Raw genomic sequence first — 15,663 nt, 5'->3', positions numbered from 1 at the left:
GCAGGGGGGAAGGGGGCTTTGGAGCGGCTGACACGACCCAGCGAAGCGGTTCTGGCAAGGCACTGCATCGCAGGCAGTACACGTGGTACGACAAGATGCAGCAACGACGCCAGAAGGGGCGTGCCAGCTGCTCTCAGCGCCCGACAGGCAGGCCCGTGGGCTGGATGTAGCCCAGCTTCCATGCCGCGAGCAGGCACAGGAAGAGCAGAATGGACAGCCCCACCCGTACCGCGAGCGCCCGGGCCATGTGCCTGCCGCGGCGGGCGTCGTCCCGCCCCGTGCGCATCATGAAGAAAAGCGCCGACGCGAGGCTCGCCAGAATGGCCAGGAAGGCCAGCACCACGACGTATTTCATGCAGCCCATTATCCGCAAGCGCACCGATGGCGCCAGGGGTCTTCGCCCGGACTGGCGCTTCTGGTGCATCACCGCCGCCACCGTCGCCACCATGGCCGCCACCGCGGCGCTCGGCCGGTGGCAGCTCGCGCGCGCCGCGGAGAAGCAGGCCTGGCAGGCCATGGTCGATGCGCGGCAGGCGATGCCGCCCGTGCCCGCCACGGCCCTGGCGTCGCTGCCGCCCGTTTCCGGCCCAGGGGCGGGCGGCGCCCAGGCCCCCGCCGAGGACGGCGCTTCCGGCATGCCCGGCGGCAACCCCCTCGTGCACCGCACGGCGGTGCTCCAGGGGCGCTGGTTGCCGCAGGACACGGTCTTCCTCGACAACCGGCAGATGCAGGGCCGCCCCGGGTTCTTCGTTCTCACGCCGCTGCAGCTCACCTCGCCGGGAGCCGGGGGGGCCGTGGTGCTGGTGCAGCGTGGGTGGGTGCCGCGCGACTTCCAGGACCGCACGCGCCTGCCCGAGGTGCCCGCGCCTGTGGAGGATGTCGAAGTGCGCGGCCGCATCGCGGCGGCGCCTTCGCGACTCTACGAACCCGGCGGACCGGCTTCCGCCGCAGGCGGCGAGGGGTCTTCCCGCATCCGGCAGAATCTCGACCTGGCGGCCTACCGCGCCGAGACGGGGCTGCAGCGGCTCGCCCCCCTCACGCTGATCGAGACGGGCGGGCCCGAAGGTCCGCTGCAGCGCGACTGGCCGGCGGTCGATGCCGGGGTCGCCAGGCACCATGGCTACGCCTTCCAGTGGTTCGGGCTCTGCGCCCTCGTGGCAATCCTCTATGTCTGGTTCCAAATCGTCCGACGCTTCATTCGCCCAGGCCGCCAGCCGGCCCCCCCTGCCTGACGGACCGGGTTCCTCCCATCCGCTGGGCCTGAGCGTGCATGGCCTGCCGGCCACGGCGGATGCCGTGGCGGCGCTGGAAACGCGCGCGCGGCAGGGCCGCTGGAAGATGCTGGGCGTGCTGCTGGTCTGCGCCGCCCCCGTCATCGCCTCCTACACCGCCTATTACGTGGTGCGCCCGGAGGCCCGCCGCAGCTACGGCGAACTCATCGATCCGCAACGCCCGCTGCCCGATGCCCTGGCCACCCGCGGCATCGACGGCGCGGCGTCCGGCCCGCTCGGGGCGCTGAAAGGGCAGTGGCTGCTGGTCAGCGTGGCATCCGGCGCATGCGACGACCTGTGCCGCAACCACCTCTACCTGCAGCGCCAGCTGCGCGAGAGCCTCGGCAAGGACAAGGAACGCATGGACTGGGTCTGGCTCGTGACCGATGCGGTGCCGGCCCCGGCCGAGATCGCCCCCGGCCTGCGCGATGCCGTGGTGCGCCGCGTGGACGCCCAGGCGCTCGCGGGCTGGCTGGCCCCGGCGCCGGGCCATGCGCTGTCCGACCATCTCTTCGTCGTGGATCCGATGGGACACTGGATGATGCGCTTTCCCGCGCGCATGGACGCCGCGGGAGCCGCCCGGGCCAAGCGCGACCTGGAACGGCTCATGCGGGCCTCGTCGTCGTGGGACCAGCCGGGCCGCCCGGAGGCACAGCCATGAGCCGGGCCCGTCCGGGTGTGCGCGGGGTGATACCCGCCGGAGGTGCCGTGCAATGAACGCCGCCCAGCCGCTCTACGATTTCGCGCCGCTCGCCGAGTTGATGCTGCTCGGCCTCGCGATCGCCCTCGGCCCGCTGGCCTGGGTGGCGTGGCGCAACCGCCATGGCTCGCCCGTGCGGCGCTGGCAGGCGCTGGCGATCCTCACGCTGTTCCTCACCTTCGACCTGGTGCTGTTCGGCGCCTTCACCCGGCTCACCGATTCCGGCCTGGGCTGTCCCGACTGGCCCGGCTGCTACGGCAATGCGAGCCCGGTGGGTGCCCGCGCGGAAATCTCCGCCGCGCAGGAAGCCATGCCCACGGGCCCGGTCACGCACCGCAAGGCCTGGGTGGAGATGGTCCACCGCTACCTCGCCTCCGCCGTGGGCGTGCTCATCATCGCGCTCACGGTGGGCGCATGGTGGCAATGGCGCCGCCACCGCCGGGCCGGCCCGGATGCCGCGCATGAGCGCATGGCCGTGCATCCCTGGTGGCCGACGGCCACGCTCGTGTGGGTCTGCCTGCAGGGGGCGTTCGGTGCCTGGACGGTGACCATGAAGCTTTTTCCCGCCATCGTCACCCTGCACCTCGTCGGCGGCATCGTGCTGCTGGCCCTGCTGTGCGTGCAGGCCGTGCGGCAGACCCAGGCCTCGCGCGGCATCGCGCCGGCCCCCCTGGCGCCGGGCCTGCGCGCGCTGCTCGTGCTGACGGCGGTGCTGGTGGGCCTGCAGATCCTGCTGGGCGGCTGGGTGAGCACCAACTACGCCGTCCTCGCCTGCTCCAGCTTCCCCACCTGCCAGGGCAGCTGGTGGCCCGACATGGCCTTCGCCGAGGGCTTCCAGATCTGGCGGCCCCTCGGCCTGCTGCAGGACGGCAGCCACATCAGCTTCGCCGGCCTCACCGCCATCCACTATGCACACCGGCTGGCGGCCTATGCCGTGCTGGCCGCGCTCGCCCTGCTGGCCTGGCGCCTGCGCGCCGTGCCGGCGCTGCGGCCCCAGGCCCGCTGGCTGGCGGGGCTGGCGCTGATGCAGTTCGCCACCGGCCTGTCCAACGTCGTGCTCGACTGGCCGCTGGTCGCCGCCGTGCTCCACACCGGCGGCGCAGCCGCCCTCGTCGTCGCGCTCACCTGGACCCTGGCCGCCAGCCGGGCCGTGGGTGCCAGGGACAAAATGTCCACCCCCCGCGCGGTTGAAACCGCCGCGGGTGCCCCGAGAATTTCTTCGCCATGAGTGCCGCTTCCGCTTCCACCGCATCCTCCGCGGTGCCGTCCCGCTTCTCGCAGTTCTACGCGCTGACCAAGCCGCGCGTGGTCCAGCTCATCGTTTTCTGCGCATTCATCGGCATGGTGCTCGCGGTGCCCGGCCTGCCGAGTGGGGCGCAGTGGCTGCACATGGCCATCGCCTGCTTCGGGATCTGGCTGGTCGCCGGGGCGGCGGCCGCCTTCAACTGCCTCGTGGAGCAGCACATCGATGCCAGGATGAAGCGCACCGCCTGGCGCCCCACGGCCAAGGGCGAACTCTCCAACGCCCAGACGCTCACCTTCTCGGCCCTGCTGTGCCTGGCCGGCTCGCTCGTGCTGTTCTTCTGGGTGAATGCGCTCACCATGTGGCTCACCTTCGCCACCTTCGTGGGCTACGCGATCATCTACACCGTCGTGCTCAAGCCGCGCACGCCGCAGAACATCGTGATCGGCGGAGCCTCCGGCGCCATGCCGCCGGTGCTCGGCTGGGCGTCCATGACGGGCGACGTGGGGCCGGAGCCGCTGATCCTCTTCCTCATCATCTTCCTCTGGACGCCGCCGCATTTCTGGGCGCTCGCGCTCTATCGCGTGGAGGACTACCGCAAGTCCGGCCTGCCCATGCTGCCCGTCACCCACGGCAACGAGTTCACCCGCCTGCAGGTGCTGCTCTACACCTTCATCCTGTTCGCCGGCTGCCTGATGCCCTTCGTGTACGGCATGAGTTCCTGGATCTACCTGGCCGCGGCCGTGGTGCTCTGCACCGGTTTCTGTGCCTATGCGTTCCGTCTCTGGCGCAATTACTCGGACGCGCTCGCGCGCAAGACCTTCCGCTTCTCCCTGATCCACTTGAGCGTGCTGTTCGCCGCGCTGTTGGTGGACCATTACGTGCTCTGAACCGCCATGTCCCTGAACAAACGCACCCTTCTTCGCAGCGCAGCGGCCTGCGCCCTGTTCGCCGGCACGGCGGGCCTGCTCGCGGGCTGTTCCCAGGAAAAGACCCCGGCCTTCCAGGGCGTGGACATCACCGGTGCCGAGTACGCGCGCGACCTTCCGCTGCCCGACCATAACGGCCAGCCGCGCCATTTGAAGGACTTCGCCGGCAAGGTGGTGGTCGTCTTCTTCGGCTACACCCAGTGCCCGGACGTCTGCCCGACCTCCATGGCCGAGCTGGCCGAGGTCAAGCGCTCGCTGGGCGCGGACGGCGACCGGCTGCAGGGCCTGTTCGTCACGGTGGACCCGGAGCGCGACACGCCCGAGGTGCTCAAGGCGTACATGACCAATTTCGACCCGAGCTTCCTCGCGTTGCGCGGCACGCCCGAGCAACTCGCAGCCGTCGCCAAGGACTTCAAGATCTACTACAAGAAGGTGCCGGGCCAGACGCCTACGAGCTACACCATGGACCATTCCGCGGGCAGCTACATCTACGACCCCGCCGGCCGGCTGCGCGTGTACCACCGCTACGGCAGTGGGGCGCAGGCGCTCGCTTCCGACGTCAAGGCCCTGCTGCAGGCCCCGGCCACCTGAGCACGGAGGGCAGGGCCGGAAAACCTGCCCAGGCCGCGAGGGGCTCACACGCCGAGCGCCTGCGGGACGGTGGCACGCGTCGCGGGCGTGGCACGCGCCACCCGCCAGGAGGACGGCCGGGCGGTATCGCGCGCAGAGGGCGTGGCGCGCCGCCCCGGCGCAGGGGCCGGGGGTGCATCCTCGGCCCGCGCCGCCTGGCTCGCCAGCAAGGCGACCAGCGGTGCGCGCACGATGGCGCAATGCCAGCGGTCGTGGCGCACCACGGCGCCCTGCTGTGCCAGTTGCGTGAGCGACCGCGCAATGGTTTCCCGGGTGGTGGCCAGCAGGGAGGCCAGCACCGTATGGGTGGGCAGCCGCACGAGCGTGCTGCGCTGCAGCTGGGACAGCTGCAGCAGCGCGCTGGCCAGTTGGGCAGGCACGCCGCGCAGATGCAGCAGCCCCGACCAGTCCGCCAGCCGTGACTGCGCCTGCGCTTCCTCGTGCAGCAACGCCTGCAGGAACTCCGAATCCAGCCCGCCCGAGCGCACCAGCGCGGCAGCCGGCAGCCGGCACAGCCGTCCTTCCTGGACGGCGACCCAGGTCAGGCGCTCGGCCGTGCCGAGTACCGAACCGGTGCCGAATGCCTGTCCGCAGCCCGCCATGGCCACGGGGCGCGCCACCTGGTCGGGGCCCGTGCGCTGCTGCAGCGCCGTTCCCACCTTGAGCACCGACAGGGATACGGCCGTTTCCCCCTGGAGCTGGAGTACATCCCCCTTGCGGAATCGGTGCTCCTGCACGAGCGCGGGCCAGGACGCCCTCGCGGCATCGATTTGGCGGCCGATCAGGCACTGGTGCCGGCTGGAGCATTCATGGCAGTTCTGGCGGTCCGCTTCGGAAATGGGCATGGCTGGCTCAGGCGTAAGCCACGTCGCCATGGCGGCTCGGCACGAGGGTGCCGGCAGAAAGCGACATCATGAGCAGCGCGATCCGCTCGTGCAGGATCACGGTCTTCTGGTTGCCGGAGTCCACCATGTGCTTGCGCAGCGCTTCCCGTACCGCTGCCTGGCCGGTGACGTCGATCACGATGTCCGCCGCGGCGCCATGTTGTTGCAGCAGGTCCATGTAGTCCTGGTGGACGGGCACGCCGTGGCTGCGTGCCAGGGCGACGCCGGGCAGCGAGAGATCCAGTTCCGCCACGCCCAGCACCTGGACGAAGGGCGCGGCCAGCAGCTGCCGCAGCAGCGGCGTGCCCGTCTGGCCTGCACCGATGACGATGATGCGGAATGTTGGCATGGCAGGAAACTCCCGGAAGTTGGATCGATGACCGGAGTCTGCAGGCGCGATGCCCTGGCGGGCATGATCTACATCAATGGCCACGCTGCGTTCGCGGGGCGGGAGCCCAGCGTGCCGTCATTCCACCCGGATCTTCTGCGCGCGGATCACCTGCTCCATCTGCGACGTGTCCGCCTCGATGCGGCGGGCCAGTCCTTCCGCGGAGGTGCCTGCCACCTGCCAGCCCTGCTGGAACAGCGCATCGCGCACTTCCGGCGTCCGGGCGATCTCGGCGATCGCGGTGGACAGGCGCGCCCGGTGGGCGGCCGGCATCGACGCGGGCGCGGCGAAGGCATTCCAGATCTCCAGCTGGAAGTCCTTCACGCCGGCCTCGGCGAGGCTCGGGACGCCCGGCACGAGCGAACTGCGGCCGGCCGAGGTCACGCCCAGCAGCTGCAGCTTGCCGCTGCGTTGCTGTGCCACGGCCAGCGCCGGCGGCAGAAGGGCCATCTGCAGCTGTCCGCCGAGCATGCCCATGGCCACCTGCGGATAGCCCGGATAGGGGACATGCACCGGCGCGATGCCCGTGCGGGCCTTGAGCAGCTCGGTCCCGAGATGGCCCATGGTGCCGACGCCGGGCGTTCCGTAGCTCCAGCGGTCACCCGCCTGGCGGGCAGCCTCCAGGAAGGTGCGTGCGTCCACATGCGCCGGCACCCCCGCCTGCGCCGCCGGCGCCGTGAGCACCAGCGGCGACACGCCCACGAGGCTGAGTGGCGCGAGATCCTTGTGCGAGTCGAACGGCAGCGAGGGATTGACCAGTTTCGCGATCGTGAGGTTGACGTTGATGAACAGACCGATGGTGTGGCCGTCCGTCGCCTTGGCCACGGCATCCGCGCCGATGTTGCCGCTGGCACCGACCTTGTTCTCCACGACCACCGGCTGGCCCAGCGCATGGGCGAGCGGATCGGCGAAGGTACGTGCCGTGAGGTCGGGCGAGGAGCCCGGGGGGAATCCCACGATGATGCGCAACGGCCTGGACGGCCACGCGGCATCCTGTGCCGGCGGCGGCGCTGCCACCGCCCATTCGCAGCCCAGCAGGGCGGCTCCGGAAGCGAGGATGCGGCGGCGGGCCAGGGAGATGGGAAGCGACTTGTCTGGGCGTTGCATGGAATGTGCGGCAGATAAAAAAGGGCGCGCTACCCGTCCAGGTAGCACGCCCGATTATCGCTGTCGCCACGAAGATTCCGTAGCGCGAAACGTTGTGAAAGGTGTCAGGCGTATTCCGCCAGCGCCTTCTTCATCTTCTTCATCGCGGCGACTTCGATCTGCCGGATGCGCTCGGCGCTCACGCCGTATACCGCGGCCAGCTCATGCAGCGTCATGCCGCCCGAGCCGTCGTCGTTGACCTTGAGCCAGCGCTCCTCGACGATGCGGCGGCTCCGGTCGTCCAGCGTCGCCAGCGCATTCGCGATGCCGTCCGTGGCCAGCACGTCCCGCTGGCGCGATTCGATCATGGCGGTCGGCTCGTGCGTGCCATCGGCCAGGTAGGCGATGGGACCGTAGGCCTGCTCGCCGTCGTCCGACGGGGCCGGATCCAGCATCACGTCGCCTCCGGACAGGCGCGTTTCCATCTCGATCACTTCCTCGCGCTTGACGTTGAGCTGCTGGGCCACGACGTCGATTTCCTGTTCGGAGAGCGTCTCGCGGTGGGTGCCCGTGTTGCCGGCGGCAGAGTCGGCCTTGAAGCCCTGCTTCATCGAGCGCAGATTGAAGAACAGCTTGCGCTGGCTCTTGGTGGTGGCCACCTTCACCATGCGCCAGTTCTTCAGGATGTATTCGTGGATCTCGGCCTTGATCCAGTGCATGGCGTAGCTCACCAGGCGGACGTTCTGGTCCGGATCGAAGCGTTTCACGGCCTTCATCAGGCCCACGTTGCCTTCCTGGATCAGGTCGCCGTGCGGCAGGCCGTAGCCCAGGTACTGCCGGGCGATCGACACCACCAGCCGCAGGTGCGACATCACCATCCGGCCCGCGGCTTCCACGTCGTTGTGTTCCTTCAGCCGGCGCGCATAGGTGCGTTCTTCCTCGGCCGTCAGCATCGGCAGACGGTTCACGGCGGAGATATAGGCATCCAGGTTGCCCAGCGGGGGGATCAGGGCCCAGGCGTTGGCCGGTGCGAGCGCGGTGGCGGCGGTTCCAGACTGAATCGTCATTCCAGAAATCCTTTCTTCCATGCTTTCACTTTAGCAGTCTATTGGAGGGAGTGCTAAGGCCGAAGTTCCTTTCCCCGCGTAGGACTGGGGCTGTATGCGAAGCCGGGGTGCGATTTAACCCGAGCATCCATTGAGTTTTGTACTCGGACAGCACGATGGAGACGATATAAGTCTTTGATTCGTAAGGATAATTCAGTCATCGTCCACGACATTTGCGAACGTTGATTGCTCAAAACCAAGGCGCAACCGCACGATACGGACCATCCGCGCTTTGTCCGCGTTCTAGACGTGGCGAACGGAGCAGCCCCGCCCGAGCACTCAGGCCCGGCAGGTAGGTGGTAGTGCTGCGGCGCGTGCAGGCCGCCTCGATGGCGTTCCTGCAGCACCTGGAAGACCGCGTGGCAACGCTGCCTACGACGGCGGGGGTGATTCCGCTCCGAGCTGCCGCACATTTTCGAGTGCAGAACCTGCGGAAAAATCAGCAGATCCACCTGCAACACTATCAGCGCTCCTCCGACGGCTCCGCTGCATCGAATGCACGGCGCGCGGCCTCGACTGTGTCCGCATGGGCCAGTGCCCAGGCTCCCAACTCCTCCACAGGCTCCCGTAAGGAGCGGCCGAGAGGGGTCAGTGCGTAATCCACGCGCGGCGGAACCGTTCCATAGGCCTTGCGATGGACGAGACCGTCCCGTTCGAGCCCCCGCAGCGTCAATGTCAGCATGCGCTGTGAAACACCGTCAATGGAGCGTTTGAGCTCGCTGAAACGGCGGGGCCCACCGGCCAGCGTCATCACCACGAGCAACGTCCACTTGTCACCGATGCGTGCCAGAACCTGGTTGGCGCGCAGGCAAGTCTCGGTGAATGACGCGTCCTGGGTCGGCGTATTTCCATCTTGCCCACCGGGAGATTCTTTGGCACTGGTTACCTGCGTGTGCCCAAGTATCACCGACGTGCCTTGTTGACTGGCGGTTTTTATCATTCAAAAATCCTGTGCATAGAAACCAACCTGTCCACTATAGTGGTAAACACGAAATGCCCGAAAATATCCTTCATATTGATTCCAGCATTCTTGGAGCCCAGTCTGTCAGCAGAAAACTGTCCAGAGAAATCGTCGATAAGCTTCTAGTGCGTCATCCCTCGGCCCATGTTGTCTATCGGGACTTGGACGCGCAGCCCCTCGCTCACCTCACCAGCGCGCAGATCCACGCCTTCCAGACAGGCTCTCCACATGGCGATGCGGATATACAGGCCGATTTGTCTCTCGGAGCAGCCGATCTGGAAGCCTTTCTCGCTGCGGACACCGTCGTGATCGGCGTGGGTTTTTATAATCTTGGAGTGGCGAGCCATTTGAAAGCCTGGATCGATCGGATATCGGTGCCCGGCAAAACCTTTCGATATTCAGACAGCGGACCCGTGGGACTCGTCAACGGAAAACGCATCATCCTCGCCATCGCCCGAGGCGGGCGCTACGAAGCTGGCACGCCGGCTGCCGCGCTCGAGCATGCGGAAACCCATCTGCGTAGCGGCTTCGCGTTGATGGGCGTTACCGAAGTTCAGGCCATCGCCGCCGATGGCGTGGCGCTCGGCCCGGACGCCAGACTTGCGTCTATTGCCGCGGCAGAAGAGCGCATCGCCGAACTGACCTGAAGGGCATGGATGGGTTGCCCGCGGTACTGATGAACGATGCGCAATGCGCTCCAGTCTCGCGGCGTGGCGAGAGTGGGGAACATGTGTCAGGCGGGGCCTTTCTTCGCACGTGTCGATTTCTGCCGGTCCCGGTGGAGGCTTTGACGGTTTTCACCGGGCTTGTACACAGATGGCATGGCGATTGGATGTGCGCTTCTTCGTCCCCATAGCGAGGGTGGCTGAGGCGGCCGACGGCTCGCCATTCAACGCTCCAATGGAGGGTAAGCGCCCGCGGCGGACAAAGTTTCGGTAGATCAGCGCCACGCGAGGTAATGTGGAGGTGTGAAGGCATCGTGTGGCCTCCCTTGGGGATGATCGGGCCCTTTGGACTCGCCTTGCGCTGGGCCGGGTGCTGTCCGCGCACGGCTACTATGCTCAGCGGCTGCTATCGGCCAATGGCGGACAAATGCTCAATATCACCATGACCTCGCTTCCGAGATGGATCGGCGCCTTTCTCATCGGGTGTGCAACCAGTGGCGGCCTGCCTGTTGCAGTAGCCCAGACTCCATTGCGCCATGCAGGCATCGCCAGCCTGGAGGTTGCCTCCGACACACCGAACTCGGTGCTGGTCTGGTACCCGACCGATGCGGATGAGACACCGTCGCTGATAGGAAAGATTTCCGTACCGGCGAGCCGGGACACGCCCGTGGCAGAGGGAAAACTCCCGGTCATCCTGCTGGACCATGGAGGTGGACCAGGGGGAGGCAGCCCCTTGATCCTGCGGGAGCTGTCCGCCTCGCTTGCTCGCCAGGGATACCTGGTGGTCGCGCCTTTCCACGGGAAAACAGGCTTGGCCCATCGGCCCATGCAAGTCAGGCGCGCGCTTGACGCGGTGCTTGCCGACCCACGCTTTGCGCCGCATGCGGATGTATCCCGGCTGGGCATGGTGGGCTTTTCGCTCGTCGGGGCCGTCACGCTGGAGCTGGCAGGCGCCACGCCCAATACGGCCTACTTTGAATCCTATTGCCGTGCCCACCCTGCCGATGTGATGTCGTGCGGGCATGCCCCTGACCAAGATGCCCATGGAGAACGACCAAAACGCGGGTCCGCGGCAAGCGACGGGGCCAGTGCCACGCGCCTGCCACTGAAGGCCATCGCCTTGCTGGACCCCCTGGCGGCACTCTTCGACAGGAGTGACCTCAGGGCCATCACCGTGCCTGTGCTCATCCTGCGGCCATTGAACAGTGAGCTTCCGGGCGAAGGAAATGCCATGGGCCTGGCCCGTGCGCTGCCACAGCCCCCAAAACTCGAAACGTTGCCGGGCGGTCATTTTGTATTCACCGATGTTTGTTCGCCACCGCAGCGCGCCGCCGCTCCAGAGGTATGCGTGGACCCGCTTGGCACAGACCGCGTGGCCGCTCATCCCGGTATTGAGTCGGCCATCACCAAGTTCTTTCAATCCAGCTTGGGTGAGTAGACTGGTCCGGCCCCGAAGTGGACATCGGGAGAGACCTTGCTGCGAGGGAGATTGATGACCAGCCGCTCCCCATCTGAATAGGAACACCGTGACACTTGAACTTCTGGGCGCCTTCGGCAAGAGCTTTCTCTTCGTAGTCGCCGCGCTGCTGCCGATCCTGAACCCGGCCGCCACGGCGCCCATCTTCCTGGGCCTGACCGAGGGTGCATCACCGAACACGCGCGCGCTGCTGGCGCGCCGCATCGCGCGCAACATGTTCTGGCTGCTGCTGGGCGCCATGCTGGTCGGCTCCTACGTGCTGGAGTTCTTCGGCATCTCGCTGCCCATCGTGCGCGTGGGTGGCGGCATGATCGTGGCCGCGACGGCCTGGCGGTTGCTGACGGCCACGCAGGCCACGGTGGACAGCCGCACCGAACTGGCCGAGAGCTTCACGCCCGACATGGCGCGACGCCAGGCTTTCTACCCGCTCACCTTTCCGGTGAGTTGCGGGCCCGGCTCGATCGCGGCGGCCATCACGGTGGGTGTGTCACTGGCCGACGCGCGGTTGTCGCTGTCGCTGGCGCGGATGGGAGGTGGCGTACTGGCGCTGCTGTCCGTCGCCGTACTGCTGTACTTCGCCTTCCGCTATGCGCAGCAACTGCTCAAGCCGCTCGGCGAGGCCGGCTCGGTGATCTTCCTCCGGTTGTCGGCCTTCATCCTGCTGTGCCTGGGCGTGCAGATCGTGTGGGACGGCGTGTACGAACTGGGCGTCGCGATGTTGCGCGACGGGATGCTGCCACTGCATTCTTGAACTTCGACTTCAGTTCATGGCCTGCTGCTTCGCTCGCCTGACGGTTGGATCTCCCCGGCTGCCGGGCCGCGGCAGGATCGATCTTCGCAGCGCACACATCAGGCATCGGCCGACAGCCTGCCCTGCAAGGCGTGGGCACGATACCGCATGCCCGCTTCGCCGCCCGTCCTCTCCAGCGCTCCTTCGAGCCCCCCTGCAAACCCCTCATCCGCATCCACCCGCGCCCCGACGCGCGACCTGACGCAAGGCCCGATCGGCCGCACCCTGCTGGTCTTCGCGCTGCCCATCCTGGCAGGCAACGTGCTGCAGTCGCTGAACGGCTCGGTCAACGCGGTGTGGGTGGGCCGCTACCTGGGCGAGGCCGCGCTCACTGCCACGGCCAATGCCAACAACATCCTGTTCCTTTTGATCGGGGCGGTGTTCGGCGTGGGAATGGCGGCCACCATCCTCGTGGCGCAGGCCATGGGGGCGCGCAATCCGCAGCAGGCCCGCCGCGTGATCGGCACCAGCGCCACCTTCTTCGGCGGCACGGCCGTGCTGATCGCGGCGGCCGGCCCGCCGCTCTCGCGCGAGATCCTGGGCTGGATGGGCACGCCCGCCGCCGCCCTGGCGCTGGCAGAGGTCTATCTGCGCACGCTGTTCCTGGCGGTGCCGCTGCTCTACCTGTTCGCCTTCATCTCGGCCGTGCTGCGCGGCGCGGGCGACACGCGCACGCCGTTCCTCTTCCTGCTGCTGGTGGTGGTGCTGGACACGGCGCTGAATCCGTTGCTCATCTTCGGCTGGGGTCCCGTGCCGCGCATGGGCATCGCCGGCTCTGCCATGGCCACCTTGGTGGCCAACGCGATCAGCTTCGCCGCGCTGCTGGCGTGGCTGCGCTGGCGCCGGCACCCGCTCTGGATCGGCCGGGCCGACTGGCGGCTCTTCGTGCCCGACGGGCCCATCCTGCGTGCGCTGGTCGTCAAGGGCCTGCCGATGGGCGCGCAGATGGTGATGATCTCCACCGCCATGCTGATGCTGATGGGCCTCGTCAATGCGCAGGGCGTGGTCACTGCATCGGCCTACGGCGCGGCGCTGCAGCTCTGGACCTACGTGCAGATGCCGGCCATGGCCATCGGGGCGGCCTGCTCGTCCATGGCGGCGCAGAACGTGGGCGCCGGCCGGTGGGAGCGGGTGGACGGCGTGGCCCGCAGCGGCACGCTCTTCAACTTCGTGCTGACCGGCGCGATCATCGTGCCGCTGTTGCTGCTGGACCGCACGGCGTTGTCGCTCTTCCTGCCAGCCGGCAGCGCGTCGCTGGAGGCGGCGCGCCATTTGAATCACATCGCCGTGGGCTCGTTCCTGTTCTTCGGCGTCACCTTCGTGCTCTCGGGCGTGGTGCGTTCCACCGGCGCGGTGGTGCCACCGCTCATCATCCTGGGCCTGGCGCTCTGGGGCATCCGCCTGCCGGTCGCCTATGGCCTGCAGCCCTGGCTGGGCACCGATGCGATCTGGTGGAGCTTTCCGGCCAGCGCGTTGTGCGCCATGCTGATGTCGATGGCCTACTACCGCTGGGGCCGCTGGCGCCAGGCACGCATGCTCGCACCGGCCGAGCCGGTGGTGGCGACCCCGGCCGAAGTGGGTGGCCTGCCGCCTTCGCCGGTCTGCGCGCAGGCAGGAGCCGCGCACGAGTCACCCGGCCGGCATGCCTGGAAACCCGGCGTGTCCCGCCGGCCGGCTTGATGGCCTTGATCGCGGCGAGGTTCGGGCAAATCCAGACCGCGACGTCGGCTGGTGCAAGACTTGCCGCACGCCGGCAGGCGATGTGCGATTTCACGAAGTCAGGTTGGCCGGTGCCAGCCCGAACGCCGGGGCGGATGTGTTCTGCAGCGCCGCGGGACGGCGGAAATCCGCCGGGCCGGAGGAGACAGAGGGCGCGGCCAGCCGGCCATCGCCCAGCTGGAACGTGGCCACGCCGCGCACCAGGTCCTCGGCCTGCTTCTTGAGGCTGCCGGCCGCCGCGGCCATTTCCTCGACCAGCGCGGCGTTCTGCTGCGTCGCACGGTCCATCTCGCTCACGGCTTCGCCGACCTGGTTCACGCCCGACGCCTGTTCGACACTGGCGGCGCTGATCTCGCCCATGATGTCCGTCACGCGGTTGATGGCGCCGACGATCTCCTGCATGGTGGCGCCAGCCTTGTCCACCAGCGCATTGCCGGCTGTCACGCGCTCGACGCTGGCCCCGATGAGGCCCTTGATCTCCTTGGCCGCGTCGGCGGAGCGGCCTGCCAGGCTGCGCACCTCGCTGGCGACCACGGCGAATCCCCGGCCCTGCTCGCCGGCACGGGCGGCTTCCACGGCCGCGTTCAGCGCCAGGATGTTGGTCTGGAAGGCGATGCTGTCGATCACCTGGATGATGTCCGCGATCTGCCGCGACGACTCGTTGATGCCCTTCATGGTTTCCACGACCTGTCCCACGACCTCGCCGCCCTGCACCGCGACCAGGGCGGCATTCTTGGCAAGCTGGTTGGCCTGGCGCGCGCTGTCGGCGTTCTGCTGCACGGTAGAGCCCAGCTCTTCCATGGAGGCGGCCGTCTGCTCGAGCGCACTGGCCTGGCTCTCGGTGCGGCCGCTGAGGTCCTGGTTGCCCTGCGATATCTGCGCGCTGGCCGTGGCCACGGCTTCCGCGTTCTGGCGCACGCTGCCCACGGTCGTGTGCAGGTGTGCCCGGGTCGCCTCGAGCGCCTGCATCATCTGGGCCAATTCGTCCTTGCCGGTGGCCTGGACGGGGTGGCCCAGCTCACCGCGTGCCATGCGCAGGGCAGCGTCCACGCCCTGGCGGGCACGGCGCGACAGGTTGCCCGCCAGCAGGACGGCGACCACGGCGCTGAGCGCGATCATGGCGACCAGTCCGACGGCGAGCTGGAGGCGGCCCTCCCTGTAGGTGGCCGCGGCGCGTTCGGCGGCGAGATCACTGCCCTTGTTGTTGATGGCGATCAGGTCGTCGAGCGCCTTGTTCGCGGCCCGGTAGGCCGCGCCCGCCGGCCCCACGAAAATCGCGCGCACCGCGGGGATGTCGTTGTTCCGTGCGTGCTGCAGCTGTTCCGGAAGCGTCGAGCTGTACGAGGCCACCTGGTTGCGTAGCTCCGTGTAGAGCGGGCGCTCTTCGGCACTGGTGAAGAGCGGAGCCGCAGCCTCGACGGACGCATTGAGCGCCGTGCTGGCGCTTTCCACCGTGGCGATCGCCTGCGGCATGGGCGCATTGGGTCCGGTGAGGATCAGGCCCAGGCGGGCGATGCGCAGGGCGGACAGATTCCTGCTGATCGTTCCCGAAGCCGCCACGCTCGGCAGCGATTTCCTGGAAATCTCGGTGGATCGGTCGTTCATGCTGGACAGGTTGGCAACGCCCAGCAGGCTGACGATGCAGGCGATGACCAGCACCAGGCCAAAGCCGGCCAGCAGTTTGGTGCGCATCATCCAGTTGTCGAGGGTCATCATGGTCTTTCGTTGGGAAACCTCACCGCAACCGGGCGGCGAGGCAAGGCATCGCGGGCGAACGATCTGTCTAAAATCGCTTCTTGTGTAATGTTGTGTAA

16 protein-coding genes are annotated in these 15,663 nt (G+C 68.0%); 9 read left to right on the top strand and 7 right to left on the bottom strand.

Annotation, left to right across the window (positions count from 1 at the left end; translation table 11 throughout):
- Positions 1 to 133 precede the first annotated feature (133 nt).
- Entirely contained in the window at positions 134 to 355 is a 222-nt protein-coding gene (locus ACGHC0_RS19870) for a twin transmembrane helix small protein (RefSeq protein ID WP_026433067.1), read from the bottom strand.
- Between ACGHC0_RS19870 and ACGHC0_RS19865 the strand changes: the two genes are divergently transcribed.
- The 5 genes from ACGHC0_RS19865 to ACGHC0_RS19845 are packed head-to-tail and all read left to right on the top strand — an operon-like array spanning position 354 to position 4,734.
- Entirely contained in the window at positions 354 to 1,232 is an 879-nt protein-coding gene (locus ACGHC0_RS19865; protein ID WP_415266529.1) for an SURF1 family protein, read from the top strand. The two genes, ACGHC0_RS19870 and ACGHC0_RS19865, sit on opposite strands and share 2 nt — an antisense overlap.
- A 34-nt stretch (positions 1,233 to 1,266) precedes the next feature.
- Positions 1,267 to 1,932 (top strand): hypothetical protein, encoded by a 666-nt coding sequence (locus tag ACGHC0_RS19860; protein WP_415268440.1) that lies wholly within the window; start codon positions 1,267 to 1,269, stop codon positions 1,930 to 1,932.
- Positions 1,933 to 1,984: 52 nt separating this feature from the next.
- Entirely contained in the window at positions 1,985 to 3,199 is a 1,215-nt protein-coding gene (locus ACGHC0_RS19855; protein WP_368352594.1) for a COX15/CtaA family protein, read from the top strand.
- Positions 3,196 to 4,104, top strand: coding sequence for a heme o synthase (cyoE, locus tag ACGHC0_RS19850; RefSeq protein ID WP_415266528.1), 909 nt, complete (start codon positions 3,196 to 3,198; stop codon positions 4,102 to 4,104). The genes ACGHC0_RS19855 and cyoE overlap by 4 nt, the downstream gene beginning before the upstream one ends.
- 6 nt (positions 4,105 to 4,110) lie before the next feature.
- Positions 4,111 to 4,734 (top strand): SCO family protein, encoded by a 624-nt coding sequence (locus ACGHC0_RS19845; protein WP_415266527.1) that lies wholly within the window; start codon positions 4,111 to 4,113, stop codon positions 4,732 to 4,734.
- A gap of 44 nt (positions 4,735 to 4,778) precedes the next feature.
- On the opposite strand, the gene ACGHC0_RS19840 is transcribed toward ACGHC0_RS19845, so the two are convergent.
- From ACGHC0_RS19840 to ACGHC0_RS19820, 5 genes are all read right to left on the bottom strand, one after another.
- Positions 4,779 to 5,618: a Crp/Fnr family transcriptional regulator gene (locus tag ACGHC0_RS19840; RefSeq protein ID WP_415266526.1), complete on the bottom strand. Its 840-nt coding sequence runs from the start codon at positions 5,616 to 5,618 to the stop codon at positions 4,779 to 4,781.
- Positions 5,619 to 5,625: 7 nt separating this feature from the next.
- Positions 5,626 to 6,006, bottom strand: a complete 381-nt coding sequence (locus ACGHC0_RS19835) for an oxidoreductase (RefSeq protein WP_368352590.1) — start codon at positions 6,004 to 6,006, stop codon at positions 5,626 to 5,628.
- Between the two features lie 117 nt (positions 6,007 to 6,123).
- Positions 6,124 to 7,152, bottom strand: coding sequence for a Bug family tripartite tricarboxylate transporter substrate binding protein (locus tag ACGHC0_RS19830; RefSeq protein ID WP_368352589.1), 1,029 nt, complete (start codon positions 7,150 to 7,152; stop codon positions 6,124 to 6,126).
- A gap of 104 nt (positions 7,153 to 7,256) precedes the next feature.
- The gene (gene rpoH / locus ACGHC0_RS19825; protein WP_013596157.1) at positions 7,257 to 8,198 is read right to left on the bottom strand and encodes an RNA polymerase sigma factor RpoH; all 942 of its coding nucleotides are present in this window, start codon (positions 8,196 to 8,198) and stop codon (positions 7,257 to 7,259) included.
- A gap of 502 nt (positions 8,199 to 8,700) precedes the next feature.
- Complete coding sequence (locus ACGHC0_RS19820; RefSeq protein WP_415266525.1) at positions 8,701 to 9,177, bottom strand: winged helix-turn-helix transcriptional regulator; 477 nt, start codon at positions 9,175 to 9,177, stop codon at positions 8,701 to 8,703.
- A gap of 53 nt (positions 9,178 to 9,230) precedes the next feature.
- Here ACGHC0_RS19820 and ACGHC0_RS19815 point away from each other — a divergent pair, with 53 nt between their 5' ends.
- The 4 genes from ACGHC0_RS19815 (at position 9,231) to ACGHC0_RS19800 (ending at position 13,810) form a co-directional block, all read left to right on the top strand.
- Positions 9,231 to 9,845, top strand: a complete 615-nt coding sequence (locus ACGHC0_RS19815; RefSeq protein ID WP_415266524.1) for an FMN-dependent NADH-azoreductase — start codon at positions 9,231 to 9,233, stop codon at positions 9,843 to 9,845.
- A gap of 445 nt (positions 9,846 to 10,290) precedes the next feature.
- The gene (locus tag ACGHC0_RS19810; RefSeq protein ID WP_415266523.1) at positions 10,291 to 11,301 is read left to right on the top strand and encodes an alpha/beta hydrolase family protein; all 1,011 of its coding nucleotides are present in this window, start codon (positions 10,291 to 10,293) and stop codon (positions 11,299 to 11,301) included.
- Between the two features lie 88 nt (positions 11,302 to 11,389).
- Positions 11,390 to 12,091, top strand: a complete 702-nt coding sequence (locus ACGHC0_RS19805) for a MarC family protein (protein ID WP_026433059.1) — start codon at positions 11,390 to 11,392, stop codon at positions 12,089 to 12,091.
- Between the two features lie 147 nt (positions 12,092 to 12,238).
- Positions 12,239 to 13,810, top strand: a complete 1,572-nt coding sequence (locus ACGHC0_RS19800; protein WP_368352583.1) for an MATE family efflux transporter — start codon at positions 12,239 to 12,241, stop codon at positions 13,808 to 13,810.
- Positions 13,811 to 13,900: 90 nt separating this feature from the next.
- On the opposite strand, the gene ACGHC0_RS19795 is transcribed toward ACGHC0_RS19800, so the two are convergent.
- Positions 13,901 to 15,565, bottom strand: coding sequence for a methyl-accepting chemotaxis protein (locus tag ACGHC0_RS19795; protein WP_415266522.1), 1,665 nt, complete (start codon positions 15,563 to 15,565; stop codon positions 13,901 to 13,903).
- Between the last annotated feature and the right edge of the window lie 98 nt (positions 15,566 to 15,663).

The sequence above is a fragment of the Acidovorax sacchari genome (assembly GCF_042847045.1).
GTDB lineage: Bacteria > Pseudomonadota > Gammaproteobacteria > Burkholderiales > Burkholderiaceae_C > Paracidovorax > Paracidovorax sacchari.
This window is presented reverse-complemented; position numbering and strand designations above follow the sequence as displayed.

Bases quoted from the DNA above. Each gene is read 5' to 3' on its own strand.
- ACGHC0_RS19865 (WP_415266529.1), top strand. From the start codon at position 354: ATGCAGCCCATTATCCGCAAGCGCACCGATGGCGCCAGGGGTCTTCGC.
- ACGHC0_RS19800 (WP_368352583.1), top strand. From the start codon at position 12,239: ATGCCCGCTTCGCCGCCCGTCCTCTCCAGCGCTCCTTCGAGCCCCCCT.
- ACGHC0_RS19855 (WP_368352594.1), top strand. From the start codon at position 1,985: ATGAACGCCGCCCAGCCGCTCTACGATTTCGCGCCGCTCGCCGAGTTG.
- ACGHC0_RS19840 (WP_415266526.1), bottom strand. From the start codon at position 5,618: ATGCCCATTTCCGAAGCGGACCGCCAGAACTGCCATGAATGCTCCAGC.
- rpoH (WP_013596157.1), bottom strand. From the start codon at position 8,198: ATGACGATTCAGTCTGGAACCGCCGCCACCGCGCTCGCACCGGCCAAC.
- ACGHC0_RS19870 (WP_026433067.1), bottom strand. From the start codon at position 355: ATGAAATACGTCGTGGTGCTGGCCTTCCTGGCCATTCTGGCGAGCCTC.
- ACGHC0_RS19815 (WP_415266524.1), top strand. From the start codon at position 9,231: ATGCCCGAAAATATCCTTCATATTGATTCCAGCATTCTTGGAGCCCAG.
- ACGHC0_RS19835 (WP_368352590.1), bottom strand. From the start codon at position 6,006: ATGCCAACATTCCGCATCATCGTCATCGGTGCAGGCCAGACGGGCACG.
- ACGHC0_RS19795 (WP_415266522.1), bottom strand. From the start codon at position 15,565: ATGATGACCCTCGACAACTGGATGATGCGCACCAAACTGCTGGCCGGC.
- ACGHC0_RS19845 (WP_415266527.1), top strand. From the start codon at position 4,111: ATGTCCCTGAACAAACGCACCCTTCTTCGCAGCGCAGCGGCCTGCGCC.
- ACGHC0_RS19820 (WP_415266525.1), bottom strand. From the start codon at position 9,177: ATGATAAAAACCGCCAGTCAACAAGGCACGTCGGTGATACTTGGGCAC.
- ACGHC0_RS19810 (WP_415266523.1), top strand. From the start codon at position 10,291: ATGCTCAATATCACCATGACCTCGCTTCCGAGATGGATCGGCGCCTTT.
- ACGHC0_RS19830 (WP_368352589.1), bottom strand. From the start codon at position 7,152: ATGCAACGCCCAGACAAGTCGCTTCCCATCTCCCTGGCCCGCCGCCGC.
- cyoE (WP_415266528.1), top strand. From the start codon at position 3,196: ATGAGTGCCGCTTCCGCTTCCACCGCATCCTCCGCGGTGCCGTCCCGC.